The sequence below is a fragment of the Caballeronia sp. genome (genome assembly GCF_028292365.1).
Classification (GTDB): Bacteria; Pseudomonadota; Gammaproteobacteria; order Burkholderiales; family Burkholderiaceae; genus Caballeronia.
In genome coordinates this window covers 1-26,435 of the sequence record NZ_JAQGMM010000350.1, presented here as the reverse complement: position 1 = coordinate 26,435, position 26,435 = coordinate 1, and the positions used below count along the sequence as shown (strand labels likewise).

General features: G+C 58.6%; 25 protein-coding genes. 11 read left to right on the top strand and 14 right to left on the bottom strand.

The features are described 5' to 3' along the window. Nucleotides 1-155: 155 nt before the first annotated feature. The 6 genes from JWR14_RS21065 to JWR14_RS21040 form a co-directional block, all read right to left on the bottom strand. Complete coding sequence (locus JWR14_RS21065) at nt 156-953, bottom strand: ABC transporter substrate-binding protein (protein WP_299710888.1); 798 nt, start codon at nt 951-953, stop codon at nt 156-158. A 120-nt stretch (nt 954-1,073) separates the two neighbouring features. Beyond that, entirely contained in the window at nt 1,074-2,048 is a 975-nt protein-coding gene (locus JWR14_RS21060; protein WP_299710897.1) for a GlxA family transcriptional regulator, read from the bottom strand. 97 nt (nt 2,049-2,145) lie between these two features. Next, the gene (locus JWR14_RS21055; RefSeq protein WP_299710885.1) at nt 2,146-2,937 is read right to left on the bottom strand and encodes an ABC transporter ATP-binding protein; all 792 of its coding nucleotides are present in this window, start codon (nt 2,935-2,937) and stop codon (nt 2,146-2,148) included. Between the two features lie 105 nt (nt 2,938-3,042). Next, nucleotides 3,043-3,756, bottom strand: a complete 714-nt coding sequence (locus tag JWR14_RS21050; protein WP_299710882.1) for an ABC transporter permease — start codon at nt 3,754-3,756, stop codon at nt 3,043-3,045. Nucleotides 3,757-3,823: 67 nt separating this feature from the next. Further along, a complete protein-coding gene (gene hisQ, locus JWR14_RS21045; RefSeq protein WP_299710879.1) occupies nt 3,824-4,513 on the bottom strand; it encodes a histidine ABC transporter permease HisQ in 690 nt (229 codons plus the stop codon). Between the two features lie 475 nt (nt 4,514-4,988). Further along, complete coding sequence (locus tag JWR14_RS21040; protein ID WP_299710876.1) at nt 4,989-5,495, bottom strand: metal-dependent hydrolase; 507 nt, start codon at nt 5,493-5,495, stop codon at nt 4,989-4,991. Nucleotides 5,496-5,599: 104 nt separating this feature from the next. Between JWR14_RS21040 and JWR14_RS38610 the strand changes: the two genes are divergently transcribed. Both JWR14_RS38610 and JWR14_RS21030 read left to right on the top strand, forming a co-directional pair. Next, nucleotides 5,600-6,022 (top strand): hypothetical protein, encoded by a 423-nt coding sequence (locus JWR14_RS38610; RefSeq protein WP_366144579.1) that lies wholly within the window; start codon nt 5,600-5,602, stop codon nt 6,020-6,022. A gap of 13 nt (nt 6,023-6,035) precedes the next feature. Beyond that, the gene (locus JWR14_RS21030) at nt 6,036-6,215 is read left to right on the top strand and encodes a hypothetical protein (RefSeq protein ID WP_299710873.1); all 180 of its coding nucleotides are present in this window, start codon (nt 6,036-6,038) and stop codon (nt 6,213-6,215) included. A 164-nt stretch (nt 6,216-6,379) separates the two neighbouring features. On the opposite strand, the gene JWR14_RS21025 is transcribed toward JWR14_RS21030, so the two are convergent. Beyond that, nucleotides 6,380-7,003, bottom strand: coding sequence for a superoxide dismutase (locus tag JWR14_RS21025; protein WP_299710871.1), 624 nt, complete (start codon nt 7,001-7,003; stop codon nt 6,380-6,382). 40 nt (nt 7,004-7,043) lie between these two features. After that, a complete protein-coding gene (locus tag JWR14_RS21020) occupies nt 7,044-7,538 on the bottom strand; it encodes a hypothetical protein (protein WP_299710868.1) in 495 nt (164 codons plus the stop codon). A 272-nt stretch (nt 7,539-7,810) separates the two neighbouring features. Here JWR14_RS21020 and JWR14_RS21015 point away from each other — a divergent pair, with 272 nt between their 5' ends. After that, nucleotides 7,811-8,836, top strand: coding sequence for a serine hydrolase domain-containing protein (locus JWR14_RS21015; RefSeq protein WP_299710865.1), 1,026 nt, complete (start codon nt 7,811-7,813; stop codon nt 8,834-8,836). A gap of 340 nt (nt 8,837-9,176) precedes the next feature. After that, nucleotides 9,177-10,580 carry an ISNCY family transposase gene (locus JWR14_RS21010; RefSeq protein ID WP_299710863.1) on the top strand — a complete coding sequence of 468 codons (1,404 nt, stop codon included), beginning with the start codon at nt 9,177-9,179 and terminating at the stop codon, nt 10,578-10,580. Nucleotides 10,581-10,880: 300 nt separating this feature from the next. On the opposite strand, the gene JWR14_RS21005 is transcribed toward JWR14_RS21010, so the two are convergent. The 3 genes from JWR14_RS21005 to JWR14_RS20995 all read right to left on the bottom strand — a co-directional run bounded on the left by JWR14_RS21005 (nt 10,881) and on the right by JWR14_RS20995 (nt 14,987). Further along, the gene (locus tag JWR14_RS21005; RefSeq protein ID WP_299710861.1) at nt 10,881-11,366 is read right to left on the bottom strand and encodes a MarR family transcriptional regulator; all 486 of its coding nucleotides are present in this window, start codon (nt 11,364-11,366) and stop codon (nt 10,881-10,883) included. 285 nt (nt 11,367-11,651) lie between these two features. Continuing rightward, nucleotides 11,652-12,938 carry an oxalate/formate MFS antiporter gene (gene oxlT, locus JWR14_RS21000; protein ID WP_299710859.1) on the bottom strand — a complete coding sequence of 429 codons (1,287 nt, stop codon included), beginning with the start codon at nt 12,936-12,938 and terminating at the stop codon, nt 11,652-11,654. An 858-nt stretch (nt 12,939-13,796) separates the two neighbouring features. Continuing rightward, a complete protein-coding gene (locus JWR14_RS20995; protein WP_366144578.1) occupies nt 13,797-14,987 on the bottom strand; it encodes an alpha/beta fold hydrolase in 1,191 nt (396 codons plus the stop codon). Between the two features lie 982 nt (nt 14,988-15,969). On the opposite strand from JWR14_RS20995, the gene JWR14_RS20990 reads away from it, so the two are divergent. Both JWR14_RS20990 and oxlT (JWR14_RS20985) read left to right on the top strand, forming a co-directional pair. Then, complete coding sequence (locus JWR14_RS20990) at nt 15,970-17,589, top strand: gamma-glutamyltransferase family protein (protein WP_299710856.1); 1,620 nt, start codon at nt 15,970-15,972, stop codon at nt 17,587-17,589. 136 nt (nt 17,590-17,725) lie between these two features. Continuing rightward, nucleotides 17,726-19,009: an oxalate/formate MFS antiporter gene (gene oxlT / locus JWR14_RS20985; protein ID WP_299710852.1), complete on the top strand. Its 1,284-nt coding sequence runs from the start codon at nt 17,726-17,728 to the stop codon at nt 19,007-19,009. 418 nt (nt 19,010-19,427) lie between these two features. Here oxlT (JWR14_RS20985) and JWR14_RS20980 read toward each other — a convergent pair whose 3' ends face one another. From JWR14_RS20980 to JWR14_RS20970, 3 genes are all read right to left on the bottom strand, one after another. Further along, a complete protein-coding gene (locus tag JWR14_RS20980) occupies nt 19,428-20,285 on the bottom strand; it encodes an oxidoreductase (protein ID WP_299710849.1) in 858 nt (285 codons plus the stop codon). 143 nt (nt 20,286-20,428) lie between these two features. Continuing rightward, a complete protein-coding gene (locus JWR14_RS20975; RefSeq protein WP_299710846.1) occupies nt 20,429-20,725 on the bottom strand; it encodes a muconolactone Delta-isomerase family protein in 297 nt (98 codons plus the stop codon). Nucleotides 20,726-20,942: 217 nt separating this feature from the next. Further along, nucleotides 20,943-21,755, bottom strand: a complete 813-nt coding sequence (locus JWR14_RS20970; RefSeq protein WP_299710843.1) for a type 1 glutamine amidotransferase domain-containing protein — start codon at nt 21,753-21,755, stop codon at nt 20,943-20,945. Nucleotides 21,756-22,506: 751 nt separating this feature from the next. Here JWR14_RS20970 and JWR14_RS20965 point away from each other — a divergent pair. From JWR14_RS20965 to JWR14_RS20945, 5 genes are all read left to right on the top strand, one after another. Continuing rightward, nucleotides 22,507-23,052, top strand: coding sequence for an NAD(P)H-dependent oxidoreductase (locus JWR14_RS20965; protein ID WP_299710840.1), 546 nt, complete (start codon nt 22,507-22,509; stop codon nt 23,050-23,052). Nucleotides 23,053-23,154: 102 nt separating this feature from the next. Continuing rightward, nucleotides 23,155-24,006 carry a LysR family transcriptional regulator gene (locus tag JWR14_RS20960; protein WP_299710838.1) on the top strand — a complete coding sequence of 284 codons (852 nt, stop codon included), beginning with the start codon at nt 23,155-23,157 and terminating at the stop codon, nt 24,004-24,006. Nucleotides 24,007-24,182: 176 nt separating this feature from the next. Beyond that, entirely contained in the window at nt 24,183-24,515 is a 333-nt protein-coding gene (locus tag JWR14_RS20955) for a DUF4148 domain-containing protein (RefSeq protein WP_299710835.1), read from the top strand. A gap of 190 nt (nt 24,516-24,705) precedes the next feature. Further along, nucleotides 24,706-24,939 carry a hypothetical protein gene (locus JWR14_RS20950; protein WP_299710833.1) on the top strand — a complete coding sequence of 78 codons (234 nt, stop codon included), beginning with the start codon at nt 24,706-24,708 and terminating at the stop codon, nt 24,937-24,939. Between the two features lie 144 nt (nt 24,940-25,083). Further along, on the top strand, nt 25,084-26,079 hold the full coding sequence (locus JWR14_RS20945; protein ID WP_299710830.1) for an aldo/keto reductase: 996 nt from the start codon (nt 25,084-25,086) through the stop codon (nt 26,077-26,079). Nucleotides 26,080-26,435 lie beyond the last annotated feature (356 nt).

The window sequence follows — 26,435 nt, the reverse complement described above, 5'->3', positions numbered from 1 at the left end:
ATGAACTCGAAGCCTGGTGTTAGCCCGTGATGATACAGCGCGCCGTACGCGATCAAAAAAGCGTATGGCCGCAGCATGAGTTGTGATGTAACCGGGAGACCTGGTGTCTACCTGGAGAGCCGGCCCCGCGCCGCAGGACCGATAACGAAACGCTCTTACTTCACCACCACCTTCACGTCGAAGTATTTCGACCCGAGCTTGTCGATCGTGCCGTCAGCCTTCAGATCCGTCAGCGCCTGATCAAGGGCATCTTTCAGCGCGTGGTTATTCTTCGCCACGCCGAAACCCACACCCGCGCCGAGCAGCTTTTCATCGACCACAGCAGGTCCGGCGAACGCGAAGCCCGCACCCTGCGGTGTCTTCAGAAAGCCCTTGGACGCCGCTTCCGCATCCTGGAACGCCGCATCCAGACGACCGGCTGCGAGGTCCGCGTAAACCTGGTCCTGCGCCTGATACGACACGACGTCGATACCAACCGTCGCCCACCTGGCCTTCGCGTAGGCTTCCTGGATCGACCCTTGCAGTACGCCAACGTGGGCGCCCTTCAGGCCATCGACCGTGGGCAGGATCCTGGTGCCTTTCTTGGCGATCAACTGGTTCGGAATCGCGTAGATCGGATTCGTGAAGTTGATGGCTGCCTTGCGCTGGTCGGTGATGGTCATGTCCGAGTTGATCGCGTCGAACTTGCGTGCCTGCAAGGCCGGGATCAGGCCGTCGAACGAGTTCTCGACCCAGATGCATTTGACCTTGAGCTTCGCGCATACGGCGTTGCCGACATCGATGTCAAAACCAATCAGCTCGCCGCTCGGTGACTTTGATTCGAACGGCGCATACGACGCCTCGACGCCAAAGCGAATTTCCTTGAGATCCGCCGCCTGCGCACTTGATACGGCGAATGAGGCGGCGAGTGCCGTGCTGGCAGCAAGTGTGAAAGCAGCGACTTTATATTTCATCCAATAAACCTTCTTCAATGCATACCTCTCGGGAGTGGGGCGGTAATTTTAAGCGTTCGCACGGTCGGTGCCGGTGAACTTGAGATGGGGGCGATGCTCAAGCTGGCAAAAAGACTTCAATCAAACAGGCTCACGCGACGAACCGAGCAACGCGCCGCCACGTGGTTCGTCGGGTGCCTGTCCGCTATGCTTTTCGATCCAGTTGCGGCGTTCCTCACGGGGTGTCACGCCGAAGCGGTCGCGGTAAGCATTGGAGAAATGCGCCGCCGATGCAAACCCGCACGCAAGGCTGATCTGCACCACCGACTTGCTGGTGCGCTGCAATTGCGTGCGCGCTTTGGTGAGGCGCAGGTTGACGTAATACTTCGATGGCATCGCGCCCAGGTACTGTCGAAACAGCCGTTCGAGCTGGCGTCGTGAGATACCGACAAGGCCGGCGATTTCATCGGTGGCGAGTGGGTCTTCTATGTTTGCTTCCATCAGTTGCAGCGCGTCGTTGAGCTTCGGATGGCGCTCGCCCGGCGCGGTCACGAACGGAATGCGCTGGCGTTCTTCTCCCGAGCGCAATACGCCAATGCCAAGCGAATCGGCGATCCGTTCCGCCAGATCCGCGCCCTGATCGCGCGCGATCATTGCAAGCATGAAGTCGACGGTCGCCTGGCCGCCGGTGCAGGTCGAACGATCGCGATCGATTTCGAAGATCTGCTGCGTGACGATCGAACGCTCGAACTCCTCGGCGAATTGCTGATAGGTCTCCCAGTTCACCGCTACGCGATAGGCGCTCAACTGGCCCGCCATCGCGAGCCACCAGACACCGTGGTGAATGCCGGTCACGCGTGGTGTGCGGCTGCCCACACGCGCGAGGCTTTGCAGGAATAACCGATAGTCCGCGAATTGCTGATACCGCTCGCTGACCACGATCAGCCAGTCGCAACTGATGGCGTCGCCGAATGCGGTATCGGCGTGAAGCTGCGCGCCGCCTGCGAATGTCAGAGGCCGGCCGTCCCATGAGCAGATTTGCCAGTCGTAGAGCGCGTGGCCGTCGATCTCGTTCGCGAGGCGCAGGCTGTCGAGGATCATGCCTACGCCGCTCATGGAGCAGGGAGGCAGCACCACGACTGCGACCTTGAGTGGCTTGGCGCCCGGGCCGGGGCCCGACCCGGGGTTAACGCTCGCGCTTATGCTCACGTGCTTACTTGAGACTACCGGAGAGAAACTGCCGCAGCCGCTCGCTCTTCGGCGCCGTGAGCACCTCGGCCGGTGCACCTTCTTCTTCGGTGCGTCCCTGATGCAGGAACATCACGTGGTTCGAGACGTTGCGCGCAAAGCCCATCTCGTGCGTAACCACGATCATCGTGCGGCCCTCTTCGGCAAGCTTCTGCATCACCTTCAGCACTTCGCCGACCAGCTCCGGGTCAAGGGCGGAAGTGGGTTCGTCAAACAGCATCACGTCGGGATGCATCGCCAGCGCGCGCGCTATGGCCACCCGCTGCTGCTGCCCGCCGGACATATGCGAAGGATATTGCTTCTCGATGCGAGGCGCGAGTCCCACTTTCTCAAGATACATCCGCGCACGCTCTTCCGCCTCTTTCTTCGAGAGACCGAGTACATGTCGCGGCGCTTCCATCACGTTTTCGATGGCGGTCATATGCGACCACAAATTGAAATGCTGGAACACCATCGCGAGCTTCGTGCGTACACGCTGCAACTGCTTGCGGTCGGCCACCTCATAGTTGCCCGCACGGTCGGCCTTGACTTGCACCGTCTCGCCATCCACCTCGATCTGCCCTGCGTTCGGCCTCTCAAGGAAGTTGATGCAGCGCAGGAATGTGCTCTTGCCCGAGCCACTCGCGCCGATGATGCTGATGACGTCGCCCGCACGAGCGGAAAGCGACACGCCCTTGAGCACCTCATTGTCGCCGTAGCGCTTGTGAATGTCTTGCGCGACCAGCTTCGTCGCGGCATCTTTGGCGGTTGGCTCCAACTCATACTCCCGGGTAGTTGACTAAACTGCAATTCAAACTAGGGTAACGCTCTAGCTGGCTGATTTTAAACGATGACCTCAAGCGCCGGCCTTCAACGCCGACCTCTAACGCCGGCTCGTGCCCAGATACCCAAGCCAACGCTTTTCCGCCCGCCGGAACGCGCCGATCAACACGAACGACACCGCCAGGTAGATCAGCGCCGCGAGCCCGAAGGACTCGAACGATTGATAAGTGGCTGAGTTGGCGTCGCGCGCGACCTTCAGGATGTCCGGTACGGTGGCGGTGAACGCGACCGTCGTGGCATGCAGCATGAGGATCACTTCGTTACTGTACAGCGGCAGCGAGCGTCGCAGCGCGGACGGCAGGATCACACGCCGATACACCGTGAAGGTACTCATGCCATACGCGCGTGCCGCTTCCACTTCACCGTACGGAATCGAGCGGATCGCACCGGCGAAAATCTCGGTGGTGTACGCGCAGGTATTGAGCGCGAAGGCCAGGATCGCGCAGTTGAAACCGCTGCGAAAGAAGGCTTCGAGCAGCGACTGCGAGCGCACAAACTCAAGACCGTACATGCCGGTGTAGAGCAGCAGTAACTGCACATAGAGCGGCGTGCCGCGAAACACGTAAGTGTAAAGGCGCACCGGAGCGGCGAGCCAGCGGTTCTTCGATACACGCGCGCAGGCAAGCGGCACGGCCGCGATAAAACCGAGCGCAAGCGAACTCGCCAACAGCCACAAAGTGACGACAAGACCCGAGGCGCGCATGCCGTCGGAGTAAAGGAACGGGCGCCAGTAATCGGCAAGTATCTGGATCATGATGGTCGCGTTTCCCTGTTTGCTGAGAGGTAGCTGAGAGGTAGCTGAGAGGTAGCTGAGAGTCGGCTTAGAGGTCGGCGTGCCGCACGCCCGTGGAATAGCGACGTTCGAGATACAACAGAACGATGTTCGAGACAGTCGTGATGGCGAGATAGGCTGCGGCCGCAACCATGATGAAGAAAAACATCTTGTAGGTGCTTTTGCCGGCGTCTTGCGCGGCCTTGACGATATCGGCGAGACCGATGATGGATACCAGCGCCGTCGCCTTGATCATCACCTGCCAGTTGTTGCCGATCCCCGGGAGCGCGAAACGCATCATCTGCGGAAACAGGATGCGCACGAACACCCGCGCGCCGCTCATGCCGTAGGCGCTGCCGGCTTCCAGTTGGCCGCGCGGCACCGCGAGAAATGCGCCGCGAAAGGTTTCGGTGAAGTAGGCGCCGTAGATGAAACCGAGCGTGAGGACGCCGGCCGTGAAGGGATCAATGTCGAATTGCTCCAGGCCTAGCGCATCGGTCAGGTTGTTGATCGCGATCTGGATGCTGTAGAAAAGCAGCAGCATCAGGACCAGGTCGGGCACCGCGCGAATCAGCGTGGTGTAGGCAGTGGCAATACCGCGCGTAACACGGTTGCCCGATAGCTTGGCGCTTGCACCGGCGAGCCCGAGCAGGATGGATACCGCGAGAGACAGGACCGCAAGTGCAATCGTCTGTTTCGCGCCCGCCAGCAGCAGTGGACCATAGCCGTATAGGAACAAGTGCGTGTCTCCGTCTGTTGAAGGGATCGTGGACACGCGCCTTATGACGGCGGTGTTGCCCGGACGACTGACGCCGATAGTCACCAGCGAAAAATAATTCCTCAAACGCGGTGAGCGGGTTTTATTGCGCCGCAACAAACGATCTGATCCCCGCGCATGGCGAATAATGAACCATGGGGCAGGGGCTTCAGGTGCGTTGCGGCTTTCGTACGACGTGACGCTCGACGTCGGAGGCCGATCAGAATCCACAGGTTTTGCGTCGCTTTTCCGATAGAAACAAAGTGGTTGGGAAAGCGCATTGGCAGCGGCTGGGCCGTGAAAATGTCCGCTGGTCTGATCCTGTGCGGATGAATAGTCGATGGCATCGGCGCGGACACGCGCTTTGATCGAGCGATTGCCCGGTAATGGATCGTTGATGAAGGAAGGCCGGAAAATCAAAGCGTTCGGCAGACTCGCGCGACACGTGCGTTTGCGGTTAGAGCGCGTGAAGCAGCCTGAGGCCGAACACGCTGTGAAACCAGACGTGGTCTACAGCCACGGCCGCCGCGATCCATGCCGCGCCGACAATCAACGCGTCGCATCGGCCGCTGTTCCACCAATTCAGGGAGTGCCGCGAGACGAGCCAGGGTACGCCAAGCGGGTTGGGCCAGTCGGCGAAGAGATGCATCAGGCCGCCGCAGGCGAAGCCGAAACTGACGGCAGCCCATGGGTGAAGGCCGAGAAAATGGTATGAAACGGCGAGCAATGCAACCCAGCCGACACCCCAATGCGTGAGCGTGCGATGCGTGATCCATAATCTTCGCGCCCTCGTCCACCATGCCACTTCGAGCCAGTCCGGCGCAGTGCCGCCAAACACGCCCGCACAAAAACTCAGTACGCCCCAGAGGTGATACGGACCGGCTGCGCCGGCCTTGCTGACGACAGCAGCAGCGATTAACCCTGCTGCCCACCCGGTCGCGTGATGCGCGTTGCTCGAAGCCATGAAGAGATGCGTGTAGCGAATGAAATGAAGTCGCGCATGTTGACACAATAGTTGCGTACTGTGCGCACTGGTCGGGAGGGGCGGGCACGTTCCAATATTCGCGGATGGTTGATGACGCGCAGGAGAAGGCCCAGCGAAGAGTACGAGGACGGATCAGCAGTCGTCCGGCGAGTCGTCGTCATTGGTACTTCCATCCATGCTCAAACGACAGACAAGAAGAGCGGGCGCGCGATTTGCTGAACGACACGATATTGCTACTTTTTTCCACTGCCATGTCCCGTTTTATCCTTACCACTGTTTCTTTACTTGGAATTCTGCTGAGCAGTACGGCGTTTGCCGCGACCCGCGATGAGCAGACCGCGGCCTGCAAAGGCGACGCGCTTCGCTATTGTGCCGCGGATATTCCGAACGAGCAGAAAATCACCGTCTGCATGAAGGCTCATCTTCAGCAACTCAGTCCTGAATGCAAGGCGATGTTCAAGCAACCGGCGACGAGCAAACACAAGAAGGTGCTTAAGCCCGCATGAACAAGGAGCAATGATGCTGACGCAGACCTTCGAAACGGTTCTTGCGCTGTTATCGCCGGGATTTATTCGCCTGTCGGCGCTTACGCCGATGAGTATTGCGCAGGTGTTTGGATCGGTATTGGGGATTCTCGTCGGCATTGCGATCCCGCTGGGAATAGCAATGACGACGCGCAAGCAGCTGGAAAGACTTTGAAAATTTGACCGGTGATTTGACTGCTATTTGAGTGGCAAGCGTGGCAACGACCGCGAGGGTTGTTCGGCATTGCCAGCCTTAAATTGGTGCACGACCTCAGCAATGGTGTGCTGGGGTCGCGCAACAATTTCTTGACCGTGCTGGCTACATTCTCAAGCCGTTCTTCAAGCACGCACGGCTGCATAACGGCGCGCAACTTCAGGCCAGTTGATCACGTTATAGAACGCGGCGATGTACTCAGGCCTGCGGTTCTCATACTTCAGATAGTACGCATGCTCCCAGACATCGAGCCCGAGAATAGGGTGGTTGCCTGACATCAATCCAGCCATTAACGGACTATCCTGGTTGCCCGTATTTTCAACGACCAGGCGCCCTTGCTTGTCGACGCAAAGCCATGCCCAGCCGCTGCCAAAACGCGTCAGCGCCGCCTTCGTGAAAGCGTCTTTGAAAGCGGCAAATCCGTCGAGGTCGGCATCAATAGCCTGTGCCAGTTCACCTTCAGGTTCGCCGCCGCCCTGAGGCGACATGACGGTCCAGAACAAGCTGTGATTCGCATGGCCGCCGCCGTTGTTGCGCACCGGCAATTTCAGAGGCTCGGGCAGCGAATCGATTTGCGCCACCAGCGATTCAACCGGCAGGTCTTGATACTCCGTGTCCTTCACTGCTGCATTCAGATTGTTGACGTAAGTCTGATGGTGCTTCGTGTGATGAACCTCCATCGTACGGGCATCAATGTGGGGTTCGAGTGCATCGAAAGAATAGGGCAAGGCGGGCAACGTGTAGGGCATTGCAGTTTCCTTTTCCGGTTTGGGTTTGAGAGTTTGAGAATCAGTGCGGTATCGGTTGGGCGGCGCTCAAGGCAAGGCCACCTGCGCCAAGCGCACGGGTCACGAGCGGATGGGCTCCATGCACGCGGAGATGGTTCAGCAACGCGATGTGGGTTTCGCGACTGTGGCGCAATGCGGCTTGTTGCAGGCTTCTATCCGCACGGTCGTCCAGAAACAGGCAGATGAGGGTCTCGTGAGCGCGGCAAAAATGCTCGGCGGCGCTGTCAATATCGCCTCGTTCAGCGTGGAGGTCGGCCAGGTTGTGATGCGACACAACCAGTGCGGCCACGCAGTCGTCGGCCCGTCCTGGAGGCGGTTGCTCAATCAGTCGATGAGCGATTCCCAGGGCTTGCTGGTAAGTCTTCAACGTCACATTGCGCGGTGCGGCGCGAGAAGTACGCACGGCTTCGCGCATCACGTTCTCCCATACGGACACGCTCAATCTGCTGTCCGGAGAAGACTCGCTTTCCGTAGGATTGACGATTTGCTGGTGCATGAAAAGGGCTCCTGTTCTGCACCCTTTTCGTTGACGGACGCCTGCGTACTCGGGTCACTAAATGATAATCATTCGTGTTAATGATGTCCAGTCAAGTCGCACGACGGGGAGTTATCAGGGGCAATTGTGACGGCCGGTGGCGCATGAACACCGGCTGAAATCCAGCGCAAAGTATTTTTTTGCCGATCCGTTTGCCGCGCGTTTCCCGGTAATCTTCGAGGTGCGCCAGCGCCAAGTTGAACTTGATTTTTATCGATCATCAGGAGAAGGGTTTGGAGTTTCTACGACCGGAAGTCTTGACCGCGGCGTTGCACCAGCAGCACGCAGCGATGGCCATTTTTGTCGCGGGCAAAAACGTGCCGAACCCGTGGGGTGTTGCGGCGGGGATGGTCGACACCTCCATCGCCCGATTGCTCACCACTGATACCCCGCTGCGCGTTGCCAGCAATACCAAGACCTTCGTTGCCGCGACGGTGCTGCGGCTTTGGGAGCAGGGCGTCATTCCCCTCGATGCCCCCATCGTTTCACTGCTTGCGCCCACGCTGGAACGCCTGTTGTCGTCCCGCGGATACCACACTGACAAGATCACGGTTCGCCATCTCTTGAGCCATAGCGCGGGCATCTACGATCACGCCGACGACCCGCGCTATTTCAAGGCGGTGCTCGCCAACCCTACGCATCATTGGACCCGAGAGGAGCAAGTTGGCCTGTCGTGCCAGTACGCAGGTCCGACCAGCGAGCCCGGCCAACGGTACAAGTATTCCGATACCGGATACGTTTTGCTCGGCGACATTGTCGAGCGTGTGACGCAAGCGCCACTGGCTCATAGTGTCCGGCATCAGTTGCGTTTTGATGAACGCGGGCTGGCATCGACATGGTGGGAACTCGTCGAGTCTCAACCTGCGCAAACGCAAGCACGGGCGCGCCAGTTTCTCGACGACGTCGCCGTGACCGACGTAACCGATTTAAGCGCGACGCTGGATCTTTATGGCGGTGGAGGGCTCGTCATGTCGGCTCGTGATCTTGCTACGTTTCACCAGGACCTTTTCGAGCATCGCGTATTCGATAAGCCCGCCACGCTCGCCGAAATGCTGCGCAAAGGTGAGCATGAGGGCGCTGAAGAATATCGACTGGGCATTTCAGTGAAGCGCGTAGATGGTCGCGAGTGTTATTCGCACGCGGGGTTCTGGGGGGAACCGCGGTGTATTACTCGTTGGACGCTGGCGTATCGATTGCGGGCTTTACCACCCACCGCGCATCGCGACCGGCACTGGTCGCAGTTTTGGAGGACGTGGTGAGGGCCGCTGCACTTGGGCTCGCTTCGGGTTGTCGAGGCGGAACATCACATTGACAGTCTTGTCGAAGTCATCAACGACCCACCCGCGATCGCAAACGGATGCAACGTGTCACGGCCCGCAACGACGTTTGCGATTGACGCTAAATATAGCGACATCTTGCACGGCGGAAGTGGTTGATTTTCGGGGGATTGGTTTCAGTGAACAGATTTGACATAAGATAAATTATCAACGATTTTGTTGTAGGCCCCAAGTAGTAATGTCGTACTTGAGCCAAGTAGAAACGTCGCACTCGAGGCTCGATCAGGCCCATGCTGGGACTCTGCCGTCGCTGGGAGTCGTCATGGACCGCACTGGGATGATCACCATGAGCATGCGTGAGCTTGAGCGACTGAAGGCGATCCAGGCGGTCGCCGATGGACTGCTGATGCCGTGGCGTGCTGCTGAGCGTCTGGGCATCAGCCGGCGTCAGGTGGAACGGCTAACGAGCCGGTATCGAAGCGAAGGCGCCGCGGGTTTGATTTCACGCAAGCGCGAGCGACCAAGCAATCACCAATTGGCTGCCGGGCTGGCAGATCATGCCTTGGCGATCATTCGCGAGCGCTATGCCGATTTTGGGCCGACGTTCGCGTGCGAGAAGCTCAGAGAATCTCACGGGCTGACGCTCGCGGCCGAAACCGTCCGGCACCTGATGACTGACGCCGGGCTGTGGATTCCGCGCAAGCAGCGTCCGCCCAAGATTCACCAGCCGAGGAACCGGCGTTCGTGCCTGGGCGAGCTGATCCAGATCGATGGCAGCGATCACCGCTGGTTCGAGGAGCGCGCGCCGGCGTGCACGCTGCTGGTGTTCATCGACGACGCCACCAGCCGGCTGATGACCCTGCACTTCACCGCGACGGAATCAACCTTCAGTTATTTCGAGGCGACACGTCGGTACATCGAGGCGTATGGCAAGCCAGTCGCACTTTACAGCGACCGCGCGAGCGTGTTCCATTGCAACAATCCGGCGAGCACGCCCGGCAAGGGCGTAACCCAATACGGACGGGCCTTGTACGAGTTGAACGTGGATACGTTATGTGCCAACAGCAGCCAGGCCAAGGGGCGCGTGGAGCGCGCCAACCTGACCTTGCAGGACCGGCTCGTGAAGGAGTTAAGACTGCGCCACATCGACACGAAGGAAGCGGCGAACGCCTATGCGCCCCACTTCATTGCTGACTTCAACGAACGCTTTGGCAAGGTGCCCAAGAGCGCGTATAACGCGCATCGGCCGCTCAGAGCGGATGAGAATCTTGATCTGATTCTGACGTGCCGGGTCTCGCGCTGCGTGTCGGCGACGTTGACCGTCCAGTACGATCGCGTGATGTATTTGCTGGACGATACGCCGCTCAACCGAGGCCTGATTCATCATTATCTGGACGTGATCGAGTATCCGGATGGGCGCATTGAGATCCGGGCCAATGGAAGCGCCCTGACCTATCGCCAGTACGACCGGCTTTCCGACATGGACCAGGGGGCGGTGGTCGATAACAAGCGGCTGGGACATGTGCTGGAGGTGGCGAAACAGGTGCAGTTGGAGCGCGACAACCGGCGCATCTCGGGGTCGCCGTCAAGGACCAATCAGGGCGAACCGGTGAAGCCGAAGATGCGCAAGAGCGGCACGCGCAAGCAGCGCGAACTCACGCAAGCGGACCTGAATGGCATCATCCTGAGAACGGCCGAAAGGCGGGCAGCCGCGGTGGGGAAATGACCCGTTCAGGAGAGATTTAGAAGGCTGACAAGGCTAAAAACCGGTCCTGAAACCCGACATCTCTAATTAGCCCGCCCCCCGACATCTGTATCTGGCCTCGACATTTGGTGTTAGGGCTTTTTAGAAATGTCCGGTTTTGGCTAATTAGATGGAATGGTCGCCTCCCGCCTTAGCGGTCGTTTGCGCGCCGTAGTCCAGCGTCTCCGGCAAATGTGCCAAAGTCTTGTTTCCATTGCCACACCGGTAAGGAGAAAAATGTCCGGTTTTGGAGCGCTGTGAACAACTAATGACAAAAATGATTCAGGCAGTGCGCTTGCGTCGTTTCGGCGGGAGCGTCCATTCACCGCCCTCCTCAACGTGGTCCGTAAGCTTGTCGATGCAGTGGAAAAGCACTTGCTTTTCCTCCGCTGACAGAACGGACATGAGCTGCTCATCGAAAATCTTGCCGATCCGATCGCTCTTCTGGACAATTGCCTTGCCTTTCCTGGTCAAGTGCAGATTGATGACACGTGCATCCGTTGTGCCGGTGGAGCGCGTCAGCAAGCCGCGCTTAGCTAACGTGGTGACCAGCTTCGAAACCAGCGTCTTTTCGATGTATGTGAGATCAACCAGCGGACCGAGGGAGATGCCCGGCTGCATATCGACGAAACGCAGCACGCGTAGGTCGCGCAGGGTTACGCCGCATTCGGCTTCGTAGAGGCCGGACGCCACGTTCTTGGCCAACGCGCTTAGTACATCGAGGCGGAAGTTCAGATGCTCCAATCTTGGATAAGGCGCCTTCGACATGCTGCTCTCCAATTCAACCATCCTGATTCAGTTGCACACTGCAATAAATGAAATTTTACGCGTTTGTGCGCGACGAGCATCATCGTGCGGTCAATCCCGTACTGCGTGCAAGTCGGCGCTTGCCGCACGGCACGAGCATGCCTCAATACCCAAGAATAAGGCAAGCAAGCACGGCAACACCAGCGATCAGGCAAATTGAAAGGCGACCATGTCGCGCAACTCAACTCCAACTCGTACACTGTGACGCGGCTGACCACGTACCGCGGATCGCCATGGACGGCTGCATCACGCGCGCCTGGATGCACGGGCAAACCATGCTCGGCGCATCGGCCCGAGTGCGGCGATCGCGAGCACCGCGGTGCAACTATCCAATACGATAGCAGTGCCGAACACCGCGTCCCAGCCGCCCGTATGCTGATGGAGCATCGCGGCCAACGGGCCGCCGAGGATCGAACCGACGCCCTGCGCATAAGACAGGCACCCGTAGTTGACGATCGCATGTTTGCTGCCAAAGGTGTCCGTGAGCGTTGAAGGGAAAAGCGAAAAAATCTCTCCCCAGCCGAGAAAGACGACGCCTGACAGCAGTACGAACAACAGCGGGTCGTGCCGCAACATGAGCCACAAGGTCATCGCTACCGCTTCCATCCCGAATGCAATCAGCATCGTGTGCTCGCGCCCAATCAGGTCCGATATCCAGCCGAACATAGGCCGCGTCACGCCATTCGCCACACGATCAATCGTCAGCGCAAGCGGCAGCGCCGCGAGGCCGAACACGGTGACCCCAGCCATGCCGAAATCTCGCGTGAAGATCGCCATTTGTGAGGTCACCATCAGGCCGGACGTCGCCATCATCGACATCATCACAAACATCAGCCAGAACAGCGGGGTGCGCAGCATGTTGCCGGGCCGCGTATCGGGTAGCACGGCGCTGGCCGTCTGCGGTCGCCAGTCCGCCATGTAGCCGGGAGGCGGCAACCTCATGCCGAGGGCGGCAAGTATGCCGATCACGCCAAGGATCACGCCATAGACGACCAGCGTATGTTGATAGCCGTATCTGGCGATGCCAATAGTGATCGGGAACGTCGTGAGCATCGCGCCCATGCCGAAACCCGCCATAACTACCCCTATCGCAAAGCCGCGGCGGTCTGGGAACCACCGTGCCATCAGCCCGATCGTGCCGACCACGACAATACCAACGCCGATCCCGCCGAGGACGCCATAGCAGAGATAAACGGATAGTAGAGACTCTGCACGGCTCGTCAGTACCCAGCTTAGACCCGTGATCGCGCCACCCGCGGCCAGCAACCAGCGCGGCCCGAAGCGCTCGATTAAATAGCCCTCGAGCGGCGACAGAAAAGTCTGACAGACAATCAGGATGGAGAAGGTGACCTGCAGACTCGGCAGCGACACGCCGAGCTGCGCCGTGAGCGGACGCGTCAGCAAAGTCCAGATGTATTGGGGATTGGACGCGACCATCGCACATACGAGGCCGCACAACAATTGCCACCAGCGGCTGTGTAGTGAAAGTGCAAGCGGCGCGCGGACGCGGGCGCCAAAACTCTGGGTGCTCATGCTTCAACTCCGTAGAAAGAGGTGACACGAAATGACACATGCAGCATGCTTGCCTGGGGGCGCCGACGCCGCGCTACTGGCCAACACGCTTAGTACATCGAGGGGTAAGTTCAGATGCTCCAGTCTTGAAAATGGCACCTTCGACAAGTTGCTCATGCATTAGGACCATGCCGATATAGTTGCAAATTTCAATAATTGAAATCTACCATTTATACAGGTTTGCACGAAATGTGCCACGATGCGAAAAGCCTTGTGTTCGTGGGGAAATCCGGCGTTTTTCATAACGCAACGGACACATGACCATGCGCAGAAATCATGCTTGGCGTGCGCGATGACGGTGCATCACGCGACGCAATATCGCCGTTGCACCGATTCCGGGCGCGACATTGGCATTCGTCGACACAGGGTCTTTGCGCGATATTCGAAGTGCGCTTACCCGGTCTTTCGCAACAAGCGAACTGGCAAGATGGCAGCACAAGGGAACTGTTGTCACCGACGATTAGTGCAACGCTGAGTCCAGCGGTGGCGCTCGTTGCCCAGAGAAAAACGATCGATGCGGAACGCGCTGATCATCTGCAATGCGAACAACATTCTTGCACTGTCCAGCCCGCACGGATGCGAGACAAATGTGACGACGTAGTCTGCAGAAACATCCACTTCAGTCCATCGCAGTACGAAGTATGTCGCTATAAAAGCTCATTGATAAGGGAGAAGGCCGTGGGTCCGCATGCACCGGCTACTCGGAACCTGCATCAGCGACTTCCGCAACGTTGATCGACAGCATCGGTTTGGAAGCTTGCGGCGCCGATTAATGACTGCAGGCGGTACCCGAGGCGCAGCCGGAGCATGCCCGGCACTTCAGTCCTCAAGATGCCGGGTTATTGCAGCGGAAATAAATGCGGCATCGTCCAGATTGCTTGACGGTAGCCCGGCGCGATGGCCCCAGATAGATGAAATGGGAAGGAGCCTGGCGTTTCGCATTTGCGCGACCTCGATACGGTTGTCTTCCACCTGGAAATACAGATCGGTTTCGCTCGGCATAATCAATGCCTTCGCCGTAATCGCTTTCAGCGCCGCGTGAAAATCGCCGTTGTATTTGGAATTGGCCGCGATGTTCGCATGCTGCCATGTCCATAGGTGAGCCAGCAGATTGTTGCCGTCGCGCTTCAGGAAATTCGCTTCCCACGACATCACGAGATAGTCTTCGAGCGAGGAAAAGCCGGCCGCCCGCCACACTTCGTCACGATAGAACGTTTGCGACATCGCCATGGCAGCGTAGTTGCGGCCCATGGCCCGCAGACCGCGCTCGGGACGGTTGACGAACGTTCCGTTTTGAAAACCAGGATCCGTCGTCAGGGTCGCGCGCACACCCTCGATGAATACCTGATTGTGCGGCGAGGTCTTTGCCGCACCGCAGAGAACGACCAGCCGCCTGACCATGTTCGGATACATTGCCGCCCAGTGATACGCCTGCAACCCACCCATCGACCACCCGCACGCCAATTGCAAAACGTCGATGCCGAATTCTTGCGTCAGCAGCTGGTGTTGGATCGCGACGTTATCGGCAATCGTAAAATTCGGCCAGCGGCTTCCGCTGAAGGGCTCGGTTGCGTTGCTGGGCGAGGAAGACAGTCCATTGCCGAACAGATTTGGAATAACGACGAAGTACTTGTCGGTGTCCAGCGCCTTGCCCGGACCGACCATCCAGTCGATGTCATAGTGATGCGCGGAAAATGACGTCATATACAGAATGACATTCGATTTTTCTGGATTCAACTCTCCATAGGTCTGATAGGCGAGCCTGGCATCTCTGAACGTGATACCGGATTGAAGCACCACGTTTCCGGAATTGAATACAAAATAGTCTTCCATGGGTAGGGATCCTTCCTGGTGAAAAGTGATGGGCAGGACGCCTCCGACAGGCGGGCCTCCGACTCCACTATTTCTAATTGATTGCAACTTACAACAATTGAAAATTACACTCTTATAGGCATGAAGCGTGCCATTGTGCGGAAAATCCCGTAGGTATGGCGTATCCGGTTCTTGCACTCGCGAGAGCACACTGCAATGCGCGGGACTTGTGCGAGTGCGCGCGAGGACGGTGCATTACGCAATGCAAGATCGTTGTCGTACCGATTCCGGGCGCGACAACGGCCCCCTCACCTCTCCGGGTCATTGGACCTATTTGAGGTACTGTTCAAGCAGACATCTTCGACGCCCCCGAAAGGAAGCTTCGATCAACTATCCAGGCACGCGTCGAATTGATGCGCGGCAGCCCCTTTGGCGTCGCTCTGCTGCTCGAAATGGTTTGGTTGAGTTCCTGTAACGCCACGGCAGACTCGGTCATGTCGTCGGGTATTGCTCCGCCCTCGCGCGTCACCCTCAAGCCGCAACATCGACGTTCCAATGCGATTGCGTTGGCACCGCACTTCAATTCTGGAAGCGGCTCTCGCATCAATTTTCGATCCTGAGTGACTTGCGGTGGTCTTTCGCCGCCGAACGTCTCGTTTCGCCCAGAGGCGGTGCGCCGCCAATTCCGCCGTGCCTGATGCACCTTTCTTGCGCGTGCCTGCACCCTTCTCGAACATGACGGAGCCTTGCCAACACCTGAAATCAGGCGATTCGCACTTATACGGGGTATTTGCGCCATGGCACGTTTTGTGCAAATAAATGTGGATATTTCAATTGTTGCTATTTGCATCTATATACACCGACAACCGACGGATCCATAACTGAGCGCCCACGACAGGCGCTTCGCGGGTGTCGACCAACCGCGTACTGACGATACGCGGAGCAGACACGTAAGCGTAGCGCGAAGTGATTCAAGTTCAACGAGGACCGTGGCGTGTTACTGATCGGTCCGAGTCAATGCGACGCCGGTTTGCTGTCGCTTGCCGAGTGGGTGGAAGGAAAGGGGGAGCCGGCCGGAGCGCCGCCGTTGCTTTTCGCTCAAAGCCAGAAGTATGTCCTGATCATGCGAACCCGTAGCGACTGAGCGGGTGGTAATGATCGATTGATTGTTTGAGGAAACATGTCAGCAGAATCTTTAAATCCTGTGCGGGGCATCCGCGGGATGGTGGTCACACCCCATGCACTGGCGTCGCAAAGCGCGCTCGCGATCCTGCGCGACGGAGGCAATGCCGTCGAGGCGATGATTGCCGCCGCGGCGACCATCGCAGCGGTGTATCCGCACATGAACAGCATCGGCGGCGACGGCTTCTGGTTGATTTCGCGGCCGGGCGAAGAGCCCATTGGAATCGAGGCGTGTGGAGCGGCGGCATCGGCGGCGACGATCGACGCCTACCGCGCACACGGCCTGCAATCCATCCCGTTTCGCGGACCGCTGGCGGCAAATACGGTGGCCGGCACAGTGTCGGGTTGGGCGTTGGCGCATCGCTGGTCCACTGACGCGCTCGGCGGCAAGCTCCCGGTCGCGCGCCTGCTGGAAGACGCAATCGTCTATGCAGGAGGTGGTATTCCGGTCACGAGGAGTCAGTCCGAATGCGTCGCGCTCAAGCGGGACGAACTCGAATCGGTCGCGGGGTTCGCAGAAACGTTTCTGACGAGCGACAACCCGCTGGGCGTGCCGGCCGTCGGCGAGCGCTTTGTGCAGCCACGCCTCGCCGCAACGCTCGAGCGTCTCGCACACGCGGGTCTTGACGACTTCTACCGGGGCGACCTCGCACGCAGCATCGCGGGCGACCTGCGTGCCCTCGAAAGTCCACTGTCGCTAGCCGACCTTGAACAGCATCGCGCAAGGCTGCGCACGCCGCTGGCACTCACGCATTCGCTCGGCACGATCTACAACATGCCACCGCCTACACAAGGGCTTGTATCGCTGCAGATTCTCGGTGTGCTTGACCGTGTCTTGCGCGACGATATGGATCCGCTCGGGCCCGAGTACGTCCACGCATGCGTGGAGGCGACCAAGCTCGCGTTCGCCATACGCGACAAGCACATCACCGACCCGGATTACATGGACATCGATCCGCAGGCGCTGCTTGCGCCGCCTGTGCTGGACGCCATGGCCGAGCGGATTTCAATGTCTGCGGCCGCTCCGTGGGGTCGTGGTCTCGGACCGGCCGACACGGTGTGGCTCGGCGTGATCGACGGCGATGGCGTGGCTGTCAGCTTCATTCAGAGCATCTATCACGAGTTCGGCAGTGGCCTTGTGCTTCCAGTTTCCGGTATCAACTGGCAAAACCGCGGCTGTAGTTTCTCGCTCGATCGCTCTGCGCGCAATCCGCTTACGCCCGGGCGACGGCCGTTTCATACACTGAATCCGGCGCTCGCTCGCTTCGCTGACGGACGCACGATGGTGTACGGAAACATGGGCGGCGACGGCCAGCCGCAATCGCAAAGCGCCGTGTTTTCGCGAATCGCGCACTTCGGCTGGAATCCGCAGGCCGCTATTGATGCGCCTCGCTGGCTGCTGGGCCGGACCTGGGGGCAAACCAATGAATCACTCAAGCTAGAGGCGCGGTTTCCCGCCGACACATTCAATGCGCTACGTCGTCTCGGCCATGAGGTTGAGCAGATGCGGCCGTACGACGAAGCAATGGGCCACGCCGGCGCGATTATCCGGCACGGCAACGGCTGTCTGGAAGCAGGCTACGACCCGCGCAGCGACGGGGCCGCGGCTGGCTGGTAGGCGTGCCTGCCAACCAGCGGGCGGCCGCTCCGCCCGCACCCTTTTGAATCGACGACCCGCGAGCGTTCGCGCCGACCGCAAGCACGGCGCACGTCCGTCTATCTGTCGATACTTCAATCCAAAACGGAGAAACACATTGAACACCCGCACGCAATCACTGAAAGGCGCCGCCTCGCCCGTCGCGCAAACAGCCGCACATACCCGCTGGATCCAGCTCGGACTTGGACTTGTTTGCATGATGACGATTTCGAGTCCGCAATATGTATGGACTTTGATGACGAAGCCACTCATGGCCAAGTACGGCATCGCGCTGCCAGAGCTGCAGGTCACATTCTCGCTGCTGGTGCTACTGCAGGCATTTTTTTCACCATTCCAGGGTGCGCTAATTGATCGTTTCGGGCCGCGCATACTGATCTCGATTGGTACGTTGCTGGCAGGCGTGAGCTGGGTGCTGGCTTCGTATGCGCACAGTATGTCGATGCTGTACCTCACGTATGGCTGCATCGGCGGTCTCGGTACCGGCATCGTCTACGTCGGCGTGGTGGGATTCGTGGTCCGCTGGTTTCCCGATCGACGCGGCTTCGCTGCTGGTGTAGCGGCCGCGGGCTACGGCATGGGCGCCATTGTCACCACCTTTCCGATCTCTGCATCGCTGGCAACGCACGGTGTCGAATCCACGTTGTGGCTCTATGGCATCATCTTCGCAGTGATCGGCCTCCTCGCCTCGCAGGGCCTGCGGGTACCGCCTGCGGCGGACAGTGTCGGCTCAGCGGTATCACCGACAGCAGTCACGACGCGCGACTACCGACCGTCCGAGATGCTCAAGACGCCGCTGTTCTGGCTGATGTTCGCGATGATGACGATGATGTCTACTTCGGGCCTCATGGTTACGTCGCAGATGGCAAGCTTCGCCGCCGACTTCGGCGTCAGCAAGATACTAGTCTTCGGGCTCGCCGCGTTGCCGCTGGCACTGACGATCGACCGCTTCACGAATGGTCTGACCCGTCCGCTGTTCGGCTGGATATCGGATCGCCTGGGGCGCGAAAACACGATGTGTTTCGCGTTCGCGCTGGAAGGTGTGGCGATGGCGCTCTGGCTGCTGACGCGCGATAACGCGGTCCTGTTCGTGCTGCTGTCAGGGTTGGTGTTCTTCGGCTGGGGCGAGATTTTTTCGCTGTTCCCCTCCACCCTGACCGACACGTTTGGTACCCGTTATGCCACCGCGAACTACGGCTGGCTTTACATCTCGTTCGGGATTGGCTCAATCTTCGGCGGCCCGCTGGCCGCGCTGCTGCATCAGCAAACCGGTAGCTGGGTGCCGGTGTTCGGCTGCGCGATTGCGCTCGATCTGAGTACCGCCGTCCTTGCAATGTGCATGTTGAAGCCGGCGCGCGCGCGTTTTAACAGTGCACGTGCATAGCGTGTTCACGCCGACCGGCGGCCCAGCGCGGCACGGTCGGCTACACGAAGATCCACTTCCGCAGAGATGCCTGCGCAGTCCATTGGTGCCCAGCAGCGAAACCGAGCCAGAGCAGCCGGCCGTAACCATCCGACGAGTCGAATCGTTGATGAGATCATCGGAGCCGTTGACTGCCGAACCGAATGGTTCAGCCGCCCCCGCAAGCGCAGACTGCTTGCATGGAAGTAAGAGACGATGGCCAGAATCGATAAACAATCTCTGCCTTGAGGGCCGCCGTCTGTATTGGCCGGCACCGGTCACTATCTTGTCGCTATAACGCCCGCTTGCACGCCGTCCCGCGCGCGTAACGTCGGCGATTCTCTTGGGCGAAAAGTGATTGTCGGAACGTTCCTATTCGCCGATCGCCACGCACCATCCATCAAGTGGGAAAGTCGGTTGATTCCGACAGTGCCTTCCAGGTTTCAGTTTCCTGCGTGACATAGGCATTCTTCTCTGCGATGGCCTTCAGCGTGTCGGTGCCAAGGGGAAGTCGCAGCGGAGGCGTTCTCGCGTCGACCAGTTCGACGATGGCTGCCGCCAGCTTGTCGGGGTTTCCCGGCTGGTTGTGGTTCAGGCTTGCAGCGACCCGGCGAACATTTCCCGACGTCTGGTCATAATCTTCGATTACCTCCCGGGCCACCACGAGCGACGACTTGTCCAGAAAATCCGTACGGAAGTATCCAGGCTCCACGACCGTTGCGTGAATTCCGAGCGGCTTCAGCTCTGCGTACAGTGCCTCCGTCAAACCTTCGACTGCAAACTTCGTTGAACTGTAGGCACCGAATCCAGGACCTGACCGATAGCCGCCGATCGACGACATATTGATGACGTGGCCCGATCGTTGCGAGCGCATCACCGGCAGAACCGCGCGCGTGATATTCAGCAACCCGAATACGTTGGTGTCATACATGCGGCGCACGTCGGCATCACTGGACTCCTCGATGGCGCCGAGCAAGCCGAAGCCCGCGTTGTTGACCAGAACGTCGACACGGCCGAATTTTTCAACCGCGGCTTCGACCGCGGTCTTCGCCTGCACTTCGTCTGTCACGTCCAGTGCCACGGGCAGCAGTGCCGGCGAGTTACCGAGATGCTCGGCGATCGCTGCGACATTGCGACCGGCAGCGACCACCGCATTGCCGTCAGCCAGGGCTGCCTTGGCGATAAGCGCTCCCAAGCCGCGTGACGCGCCGGTGATGAACCAGACACGCTTGAAGTCGTTTCTCGTGACATCGACCATGATGTTTCTCCTACGTTTGGGGTGAAGGTGAAAAATAACAGGAGGCACGAGATTCACACCTCATCCCGGCAATTAACCAGCTGACGGGCACAGCACCGAACCTCAGCATGCCTACGCCGGTTTGTTGTCGCCTGACACCCACATCAAGGTGCTTGTTGTGCCTCCTCGATCGATGCCGGATGACGGCAAAGTGCGGTTACTTCTATTTCCATATAGCGAAACAGAGGTAGCGAGTTGAGGATTTCATGAAGCTCGTCCGCATCGTCGACCTTGAAGATGCTGATATTTGCCCACTTCCCGGCGACGCGCCAGATGTGTAACCACTTTCCTGCTCGCTGGAGCGCCTTGGCGAGCTCGATTTCATCCATGCTAAGCGCCTTGATGGCTACCATGTCCGCGTCGTGTGGAACCCGAACGGCGATTTGAACCTGGAAAAGCATGGACGCCTCCGAATGAGTGGACTCGTCAAGCGAGCATCGATTAGGAAGCGAGTAACGTGATCGTCAAGGTATCCTGATGACCCCGGCGCTTCTCCCCTCCTGCCCCGAGTACCCGCAACAACCTGTGATAACGCCCCATGTCTTGTGATCGTGGGATGCCCGCCAGCTAACCTCGTTGGTGAGGCGATGCCGACTGCGGAGATGTCGTCCCGGTACGTCAGACGGCGGTTTTTTCAGCTACATGGCGATCAAGTGCCTTCACGAACAGGTCTGCGACAGCATGATCGGAAGGCGGATTCTGACCGGTGATGAGTTCGCGATCCTGAACCGCGTTGGAGACGAACAAGCCTTTGGTCTCAACCTTGCCTCCAGCAATTTCCAGAGCGGTGACAACGTAGAACGGCACCTTGCCACCGCCCATGACGTTCTCCTCGGCATACTTCTCCTCGTCATTCGAGAAGACGGTCATGCGATAGCCGGTATATTGCCAACCTTCGGCTGCGGCTTTTGCGCCCTCCACATCGCCTTCCACCAGCGCCTGCCGGAATGCCACGGCCTTTGGCATGGCTGCCGTAACGGCAATCGGGCCATGACAGAGAAGCGCAGTGGGCTTGGATTTTGCATGAAAATGCCGCAAAACCTCACCCAGGTCTGGATCCTGCATAAGGTCGACCATCGGCGGGTGACCACCTGGCACGAACACGCCGACGTAGTTTTCCAGCCCTTCATCGATTACGGAGCGGATCGAACGCGGGTTGCGCATGCCGGAGTTCGTGGCGACGAAATCGAGTGCCTTCTGCAACGCCTCCTCGCTGCCGCCAAAGTGGTCCGCCACGAGCGAATGCTGATCGACTAGGGGCTGCTCGCCCTTCGGCGTTGCAAGAACGATCTCATAACCGGCGTCGATGGCCGCCTGCGCTGGAATGACGAGTTCGTTGAGATAGTAGCCCATCGCTTCTTGTCGCCCATCCTTTAGCTCGAACGTGTCGGCGCTAGAACCCACGATGATGATTCTTTCCTTAGTCTTCATTGCATTCTCCGTGTTGAGGTTCACCACATGTCCGGAACCAACCGCGCAGCCTATTCGCCTCATAGCGATCCTCGAAGATAATCTAGTCGCCCGTGGCCGGCACTTCTATACGTGTTTCAACGGATACCGATTCGAATTCTCTACAACACGATTCGTAGAACTTAATCTTCTGTCGACGCTGACATCAAGAAGCCCACGTGCCAGCGGCCAATTGCGTTGATAACGATCCCGGCAACGGCGAGTTCCGGTTACCCCCAGAGAGAGAGAATTTACGCTAATACAATTCGCCTGAGAAACAGTTAAGTCAACTTTTAAGTGGGTGAACTGACTGCTCCTGCTTGTCCTCACATCCCTGTTAATTGGAGCTGGTCGACGGCAGGCGTGTCACACCACGTCCGGTTCCACCGTCGCAGCATCCAACAGTGCCTACTGGAACCCCAGCGCGTGCTTATTTTAGTTTTTGTGTAGTGAAAAGGCGACCGCAGTCGGTCACAATATATCCCGAACCGTCTCAAGCAATCCTGCTGAAACGCGTGGCGCCCGTAGGCGGATCGAACAGCAACCGCCAGATTGAGTATTCAGCAAGCTCTCCATGCAAAATTCAAGATCTCGCGGGGGATTTGTTGCCGCATCGGCTTCCGATGACTTGACGTTTGCCCTACCCTTTGGATGCGTGACCGATGACTCATGCGATAGCCGCAGCGCCGCAGCAGATACGCAGGTTTCTCCATATTGCCGACGAGGAGAATTGATGACCAAGCCGACCCTCATAATCCTGGCACATCCCGACCTGTCCGAGTCTCAGATCAACGCGTCCTGGTACGCGAAGCTGATCGAGCAGGCACCCTGTCTGCGGTTCCACGACCTCTATGGGACTTATCCCCACTGGAATATAGATGTAGCCGCGGAACAGGCGCTGCTCGAGCAGCACGAAAGGATCATCTTCCAGTTCCCGATGTATTGGTATAGCGCGCCGCCCATGCTCAAGAAGTGGCTCGACGATGTGCTTGAGTATGGATGGGCATACGGACCGGGTGGCGACAATCTCAAAGACAAGGAGATGGGGCTGGCCGTATCGACCGGAAGCCCTGAGGCGGCTTATCAGAGCGGCGGACGCGTCGGTCATACGCTCGAGGAAATGCTGCGTCCACTCGAGCAGACGATCCGGTTTGTGGGTGCGCGCTACCTCCCCATTTTCGCTTTGCAAGGGGTAAATCAAACCATTCCTGAGCGTCAGCTGAAAGATAGCGCGACCGACTATCTTGCCCACCTGCTTGCGCCGCATAGCGTTCAATAGCCGATTTTCAGAGTCCGTTGCGCGGAGCAGCATCTTTAAATGTCCACATGAAAGGCTGTGTCGACTGCGCACGATCCACGGTCTCAGGCACGGAGAAGACCAATGTTTGACTGGGAGGATCTGCGTTACTTCGTCGCGTTCGGTCAGGAGCAGTCGCTTGCGAAAGCGGCGCGGCAACTGAAAGTCGACCACGCGACAGTCGCGCGCCGAATCGCCTCGCTTGAGCAGTCGCTTGAACTGAAGCTGATAGACCGTCGTCCGCGGGCCTATGTGCTGACCGCGGACGGAGAGCGCATTGCGGAACGCGGCCAGCGCATGCAGGCAGAATCGTTCGCTGTAGAGCGGATGTCGATTGCCGGCCAAGCGGTCGTCTCCGGCGAGGTCGTGATCAGCGCACCTCCTTCGATGGCAAGCAGCGTCATCGCGCCGAACCTCGGCAAGCTGCGCGTACAGCATCCTGCCGTTCACGTACGATTGATTGCTGACACGCGCAACGTGTCGCTCATACGACGGGAAGCGGATATTGCCGTGCGGCTGAGTCGGCCGACCGAGGCGGACCTTGTCGCCCGCAAGATCGGCGTCGTTCCTTTCGCGCTGTATGCGTCTCCTGCGTACCTTGCATCTCACGCACCCGAAGACTATGAATTCATCGGATACGACGACAGCATGGACGGAACGGTACAGCAGGCATGGCTCGACGGGCAGGCCAACGCGCGTCTGGTCGTTCTCCGCAGCAACAGCCTGGACGTACAAGTCGCAGCGGCCCGGGCAGGCGTCGGCGTCGCTGCGTTGCCTTATTTTCTTGGAGACTGGGACGAGGAACTCAATGTTGTCGAAGCGAGCGTCGTGCCGTTGACTCGCGAAGTATGGCTTTCCATTCATAACGACTTGCGGCACGCGCCCGCCATCCGGAGCGTCATGCAGTTTATTGCTGACTGCTTTCCGGGTGACTAGCGGGTATGAATGAAGCACGGTAAACAGCGGTGCATTTTTGCATTGACGATACGCACATTTCGGCAATTGCCGGATAGAGAACAGGTGCCAATAATAGGCTCACCGGGCAACGAAGAACACTTGGCAAGTCGCCAACTTCGTTGTTGATCTACTTTTCTTCTATCAAGGAGCACGAAATGAAACGCTTTATGATCTCAGCTATTGTTATTGCCAGTGTTGTCGCCTCCGCCACCGCGTCCGCCGATCCAGTCAATGGCGGCAGAACCCGTGCGCAAGTGCGGGCCGAACTGGTTCAAGCTCGCGAGACGGGCGCATTCGACATACCGGACACCACTTACCCCACCGCCGAACTCCGCGCGGCCGCTGCGCAGCAGGCGGCCAACGGCGCTGCTGCGAATGCCGGCACATCGGACATCGGGGGCGTCAACGCAGGCCATTCTCAAAGCGGACATCGCTCCGCAGGATCCGAGACGGCCACGGCACGGGACAACATTTACTTCGGGCAATGAACGTTGCCGGCGCGGGGCCAGCGGACCGTATCTGCAGATTCTTCCGGCTCTCTCGGGTCATACGTATTCCAAAGTGATCAACGACTTGCTTGCCGATCTCAGAGGACTTGGGCCGCAATCATGGCATTTCTGACTCGTCGCAATCGAGCCAGTACCTCGAGGCGCCGAATCTGCAGGAGATCAGAGAACAATGAGTGTTCAAGCCATTGTGGCTGAACTTTCCAACCTCCTGCAACGCGCCTCGAAGGAGAAGCGAGACGTCGACGGCCCGGAAAAGATGCAAGAGGCCGGAGTCAGCCATTTGCAATGGAAAGACTCGTCAGCCGACGGCATACTGACTACCATGGTATCGCATGAACGAGCGAAAAGAGAAGGTGCCGATGCGTCGGCTGGACGAAGGCTTTATTTCACATCGGCGCTTTAGAGCGACACAGGCCGACCAGATGCACCACGCGACGGAAACGGATAACACTTCGCTTCTCCTGTGGTTTTCTGCAATCCTGTTTTTCTGGCGGACTGCTGAGTGGCAGACCGCCTCAACAATTTTTGTATAGCGTAGGAGTTGGATATGAACTACGTCCGTCTCGGTAATACAGGGCTGCAAGTTTCCCCTATCTGCTTGGGTTGCATGACCTTCGGGGCACCTGCCCGAGGTGCGCACTCGTGGACGCTCGATGAAGACGCAAGCCGTCCGATAATCCGGCACGCTGTCGAAAGCGGCGTTAACTTTTTCGATACCGCCAATAGCTATTCGGCGGGAACCTCCGAAGAAATCGTCGGGCGGGCGCTGAAAGACTTTGCGCGTCGCGACGAGGTCGTCTTGGCGACCAAGGTGTTTTTTCCGGCAGGTGCATTGGGGAGCACCGCGCGCCCCAATGAAGCCGGGTTGTCGCGCAAGGCCATCTTTCAGTCCATCGATGCCAGCCTCAAACGGCTCGGCACGGACTATGTCGACCTCTATCAGATTCATCGCTGGGACTATGAAACGCCCATTGAAGAGACGCTGGAGGCGCTGCACGACGTGGTCAAAGCAGGCAAGGCGCGCTATATCGGTGCATCTTCGATGCACGCGTGGCAGTTCGCAAAGGCGTTGCACGTTTCCAAGTCAAACGGCTGGTCGCGATTCGTGACAATGCAGAATCACGTGAACCTTCTCTATCGCGAGGAGGAACGAGAGATGCTGCCGTTATGCGCCGACGAAGGCATCGGCGTCATGCCATGGAGTCCACTGGCGCGCGGTCGTCTAACGCGCGACTGGAACCAGGGTAGCGACCGGCAAGAAAAAGACGCGTTCGGGATGGGCCTCTACGCCGCGACTGCGGATGCGGACAGGCGAGTCGTCGAAGCCGTTGCTACTATCGCTGAAAAACGTGGCATTCCTCGTGCACAGATCGCGCTGAGCTGGGTGATCGGTAAACCGATCGTTACTGCGCCGATCATCGGGGCGTCGAAGCCGCAGCACCTCGACGATGCCATCGCCGCACTCGACGTCAGACTCACTGACGACGAACGCCAGCAACTCGAGGCGCCTTATGTTCCTCACGCAGTTGTCGGATTCGAGTAAGCAGTAAAGACCCCCGATAAGGTATGCAAAGTTACCGAGAACTACAATGGACCGCTAGCGCCGCTGTTCTGTGCGCTTGCGCTTCACCACAGATCGACTCGGCTCTTCAGACCGATGCGTGTAGCGAAGCGACTACTACAGAACTTGCGTAGACCTTAGGAAACTTTACGCGATGGTGCAGCGGGGACGGCGACGAAGGCGACGACGGCATGAGTGATACTAACGGACATGGAACCCGCCACCATCGCCTCTTCCTCTTGGCATTCGACTCTCGTGCAAACAAGACGTTCTTTAAACATTTAAGCAACGGCTGGCTCTTTCAGCCTGATGCTCTGGTCAAATCAACACGCCAGGGT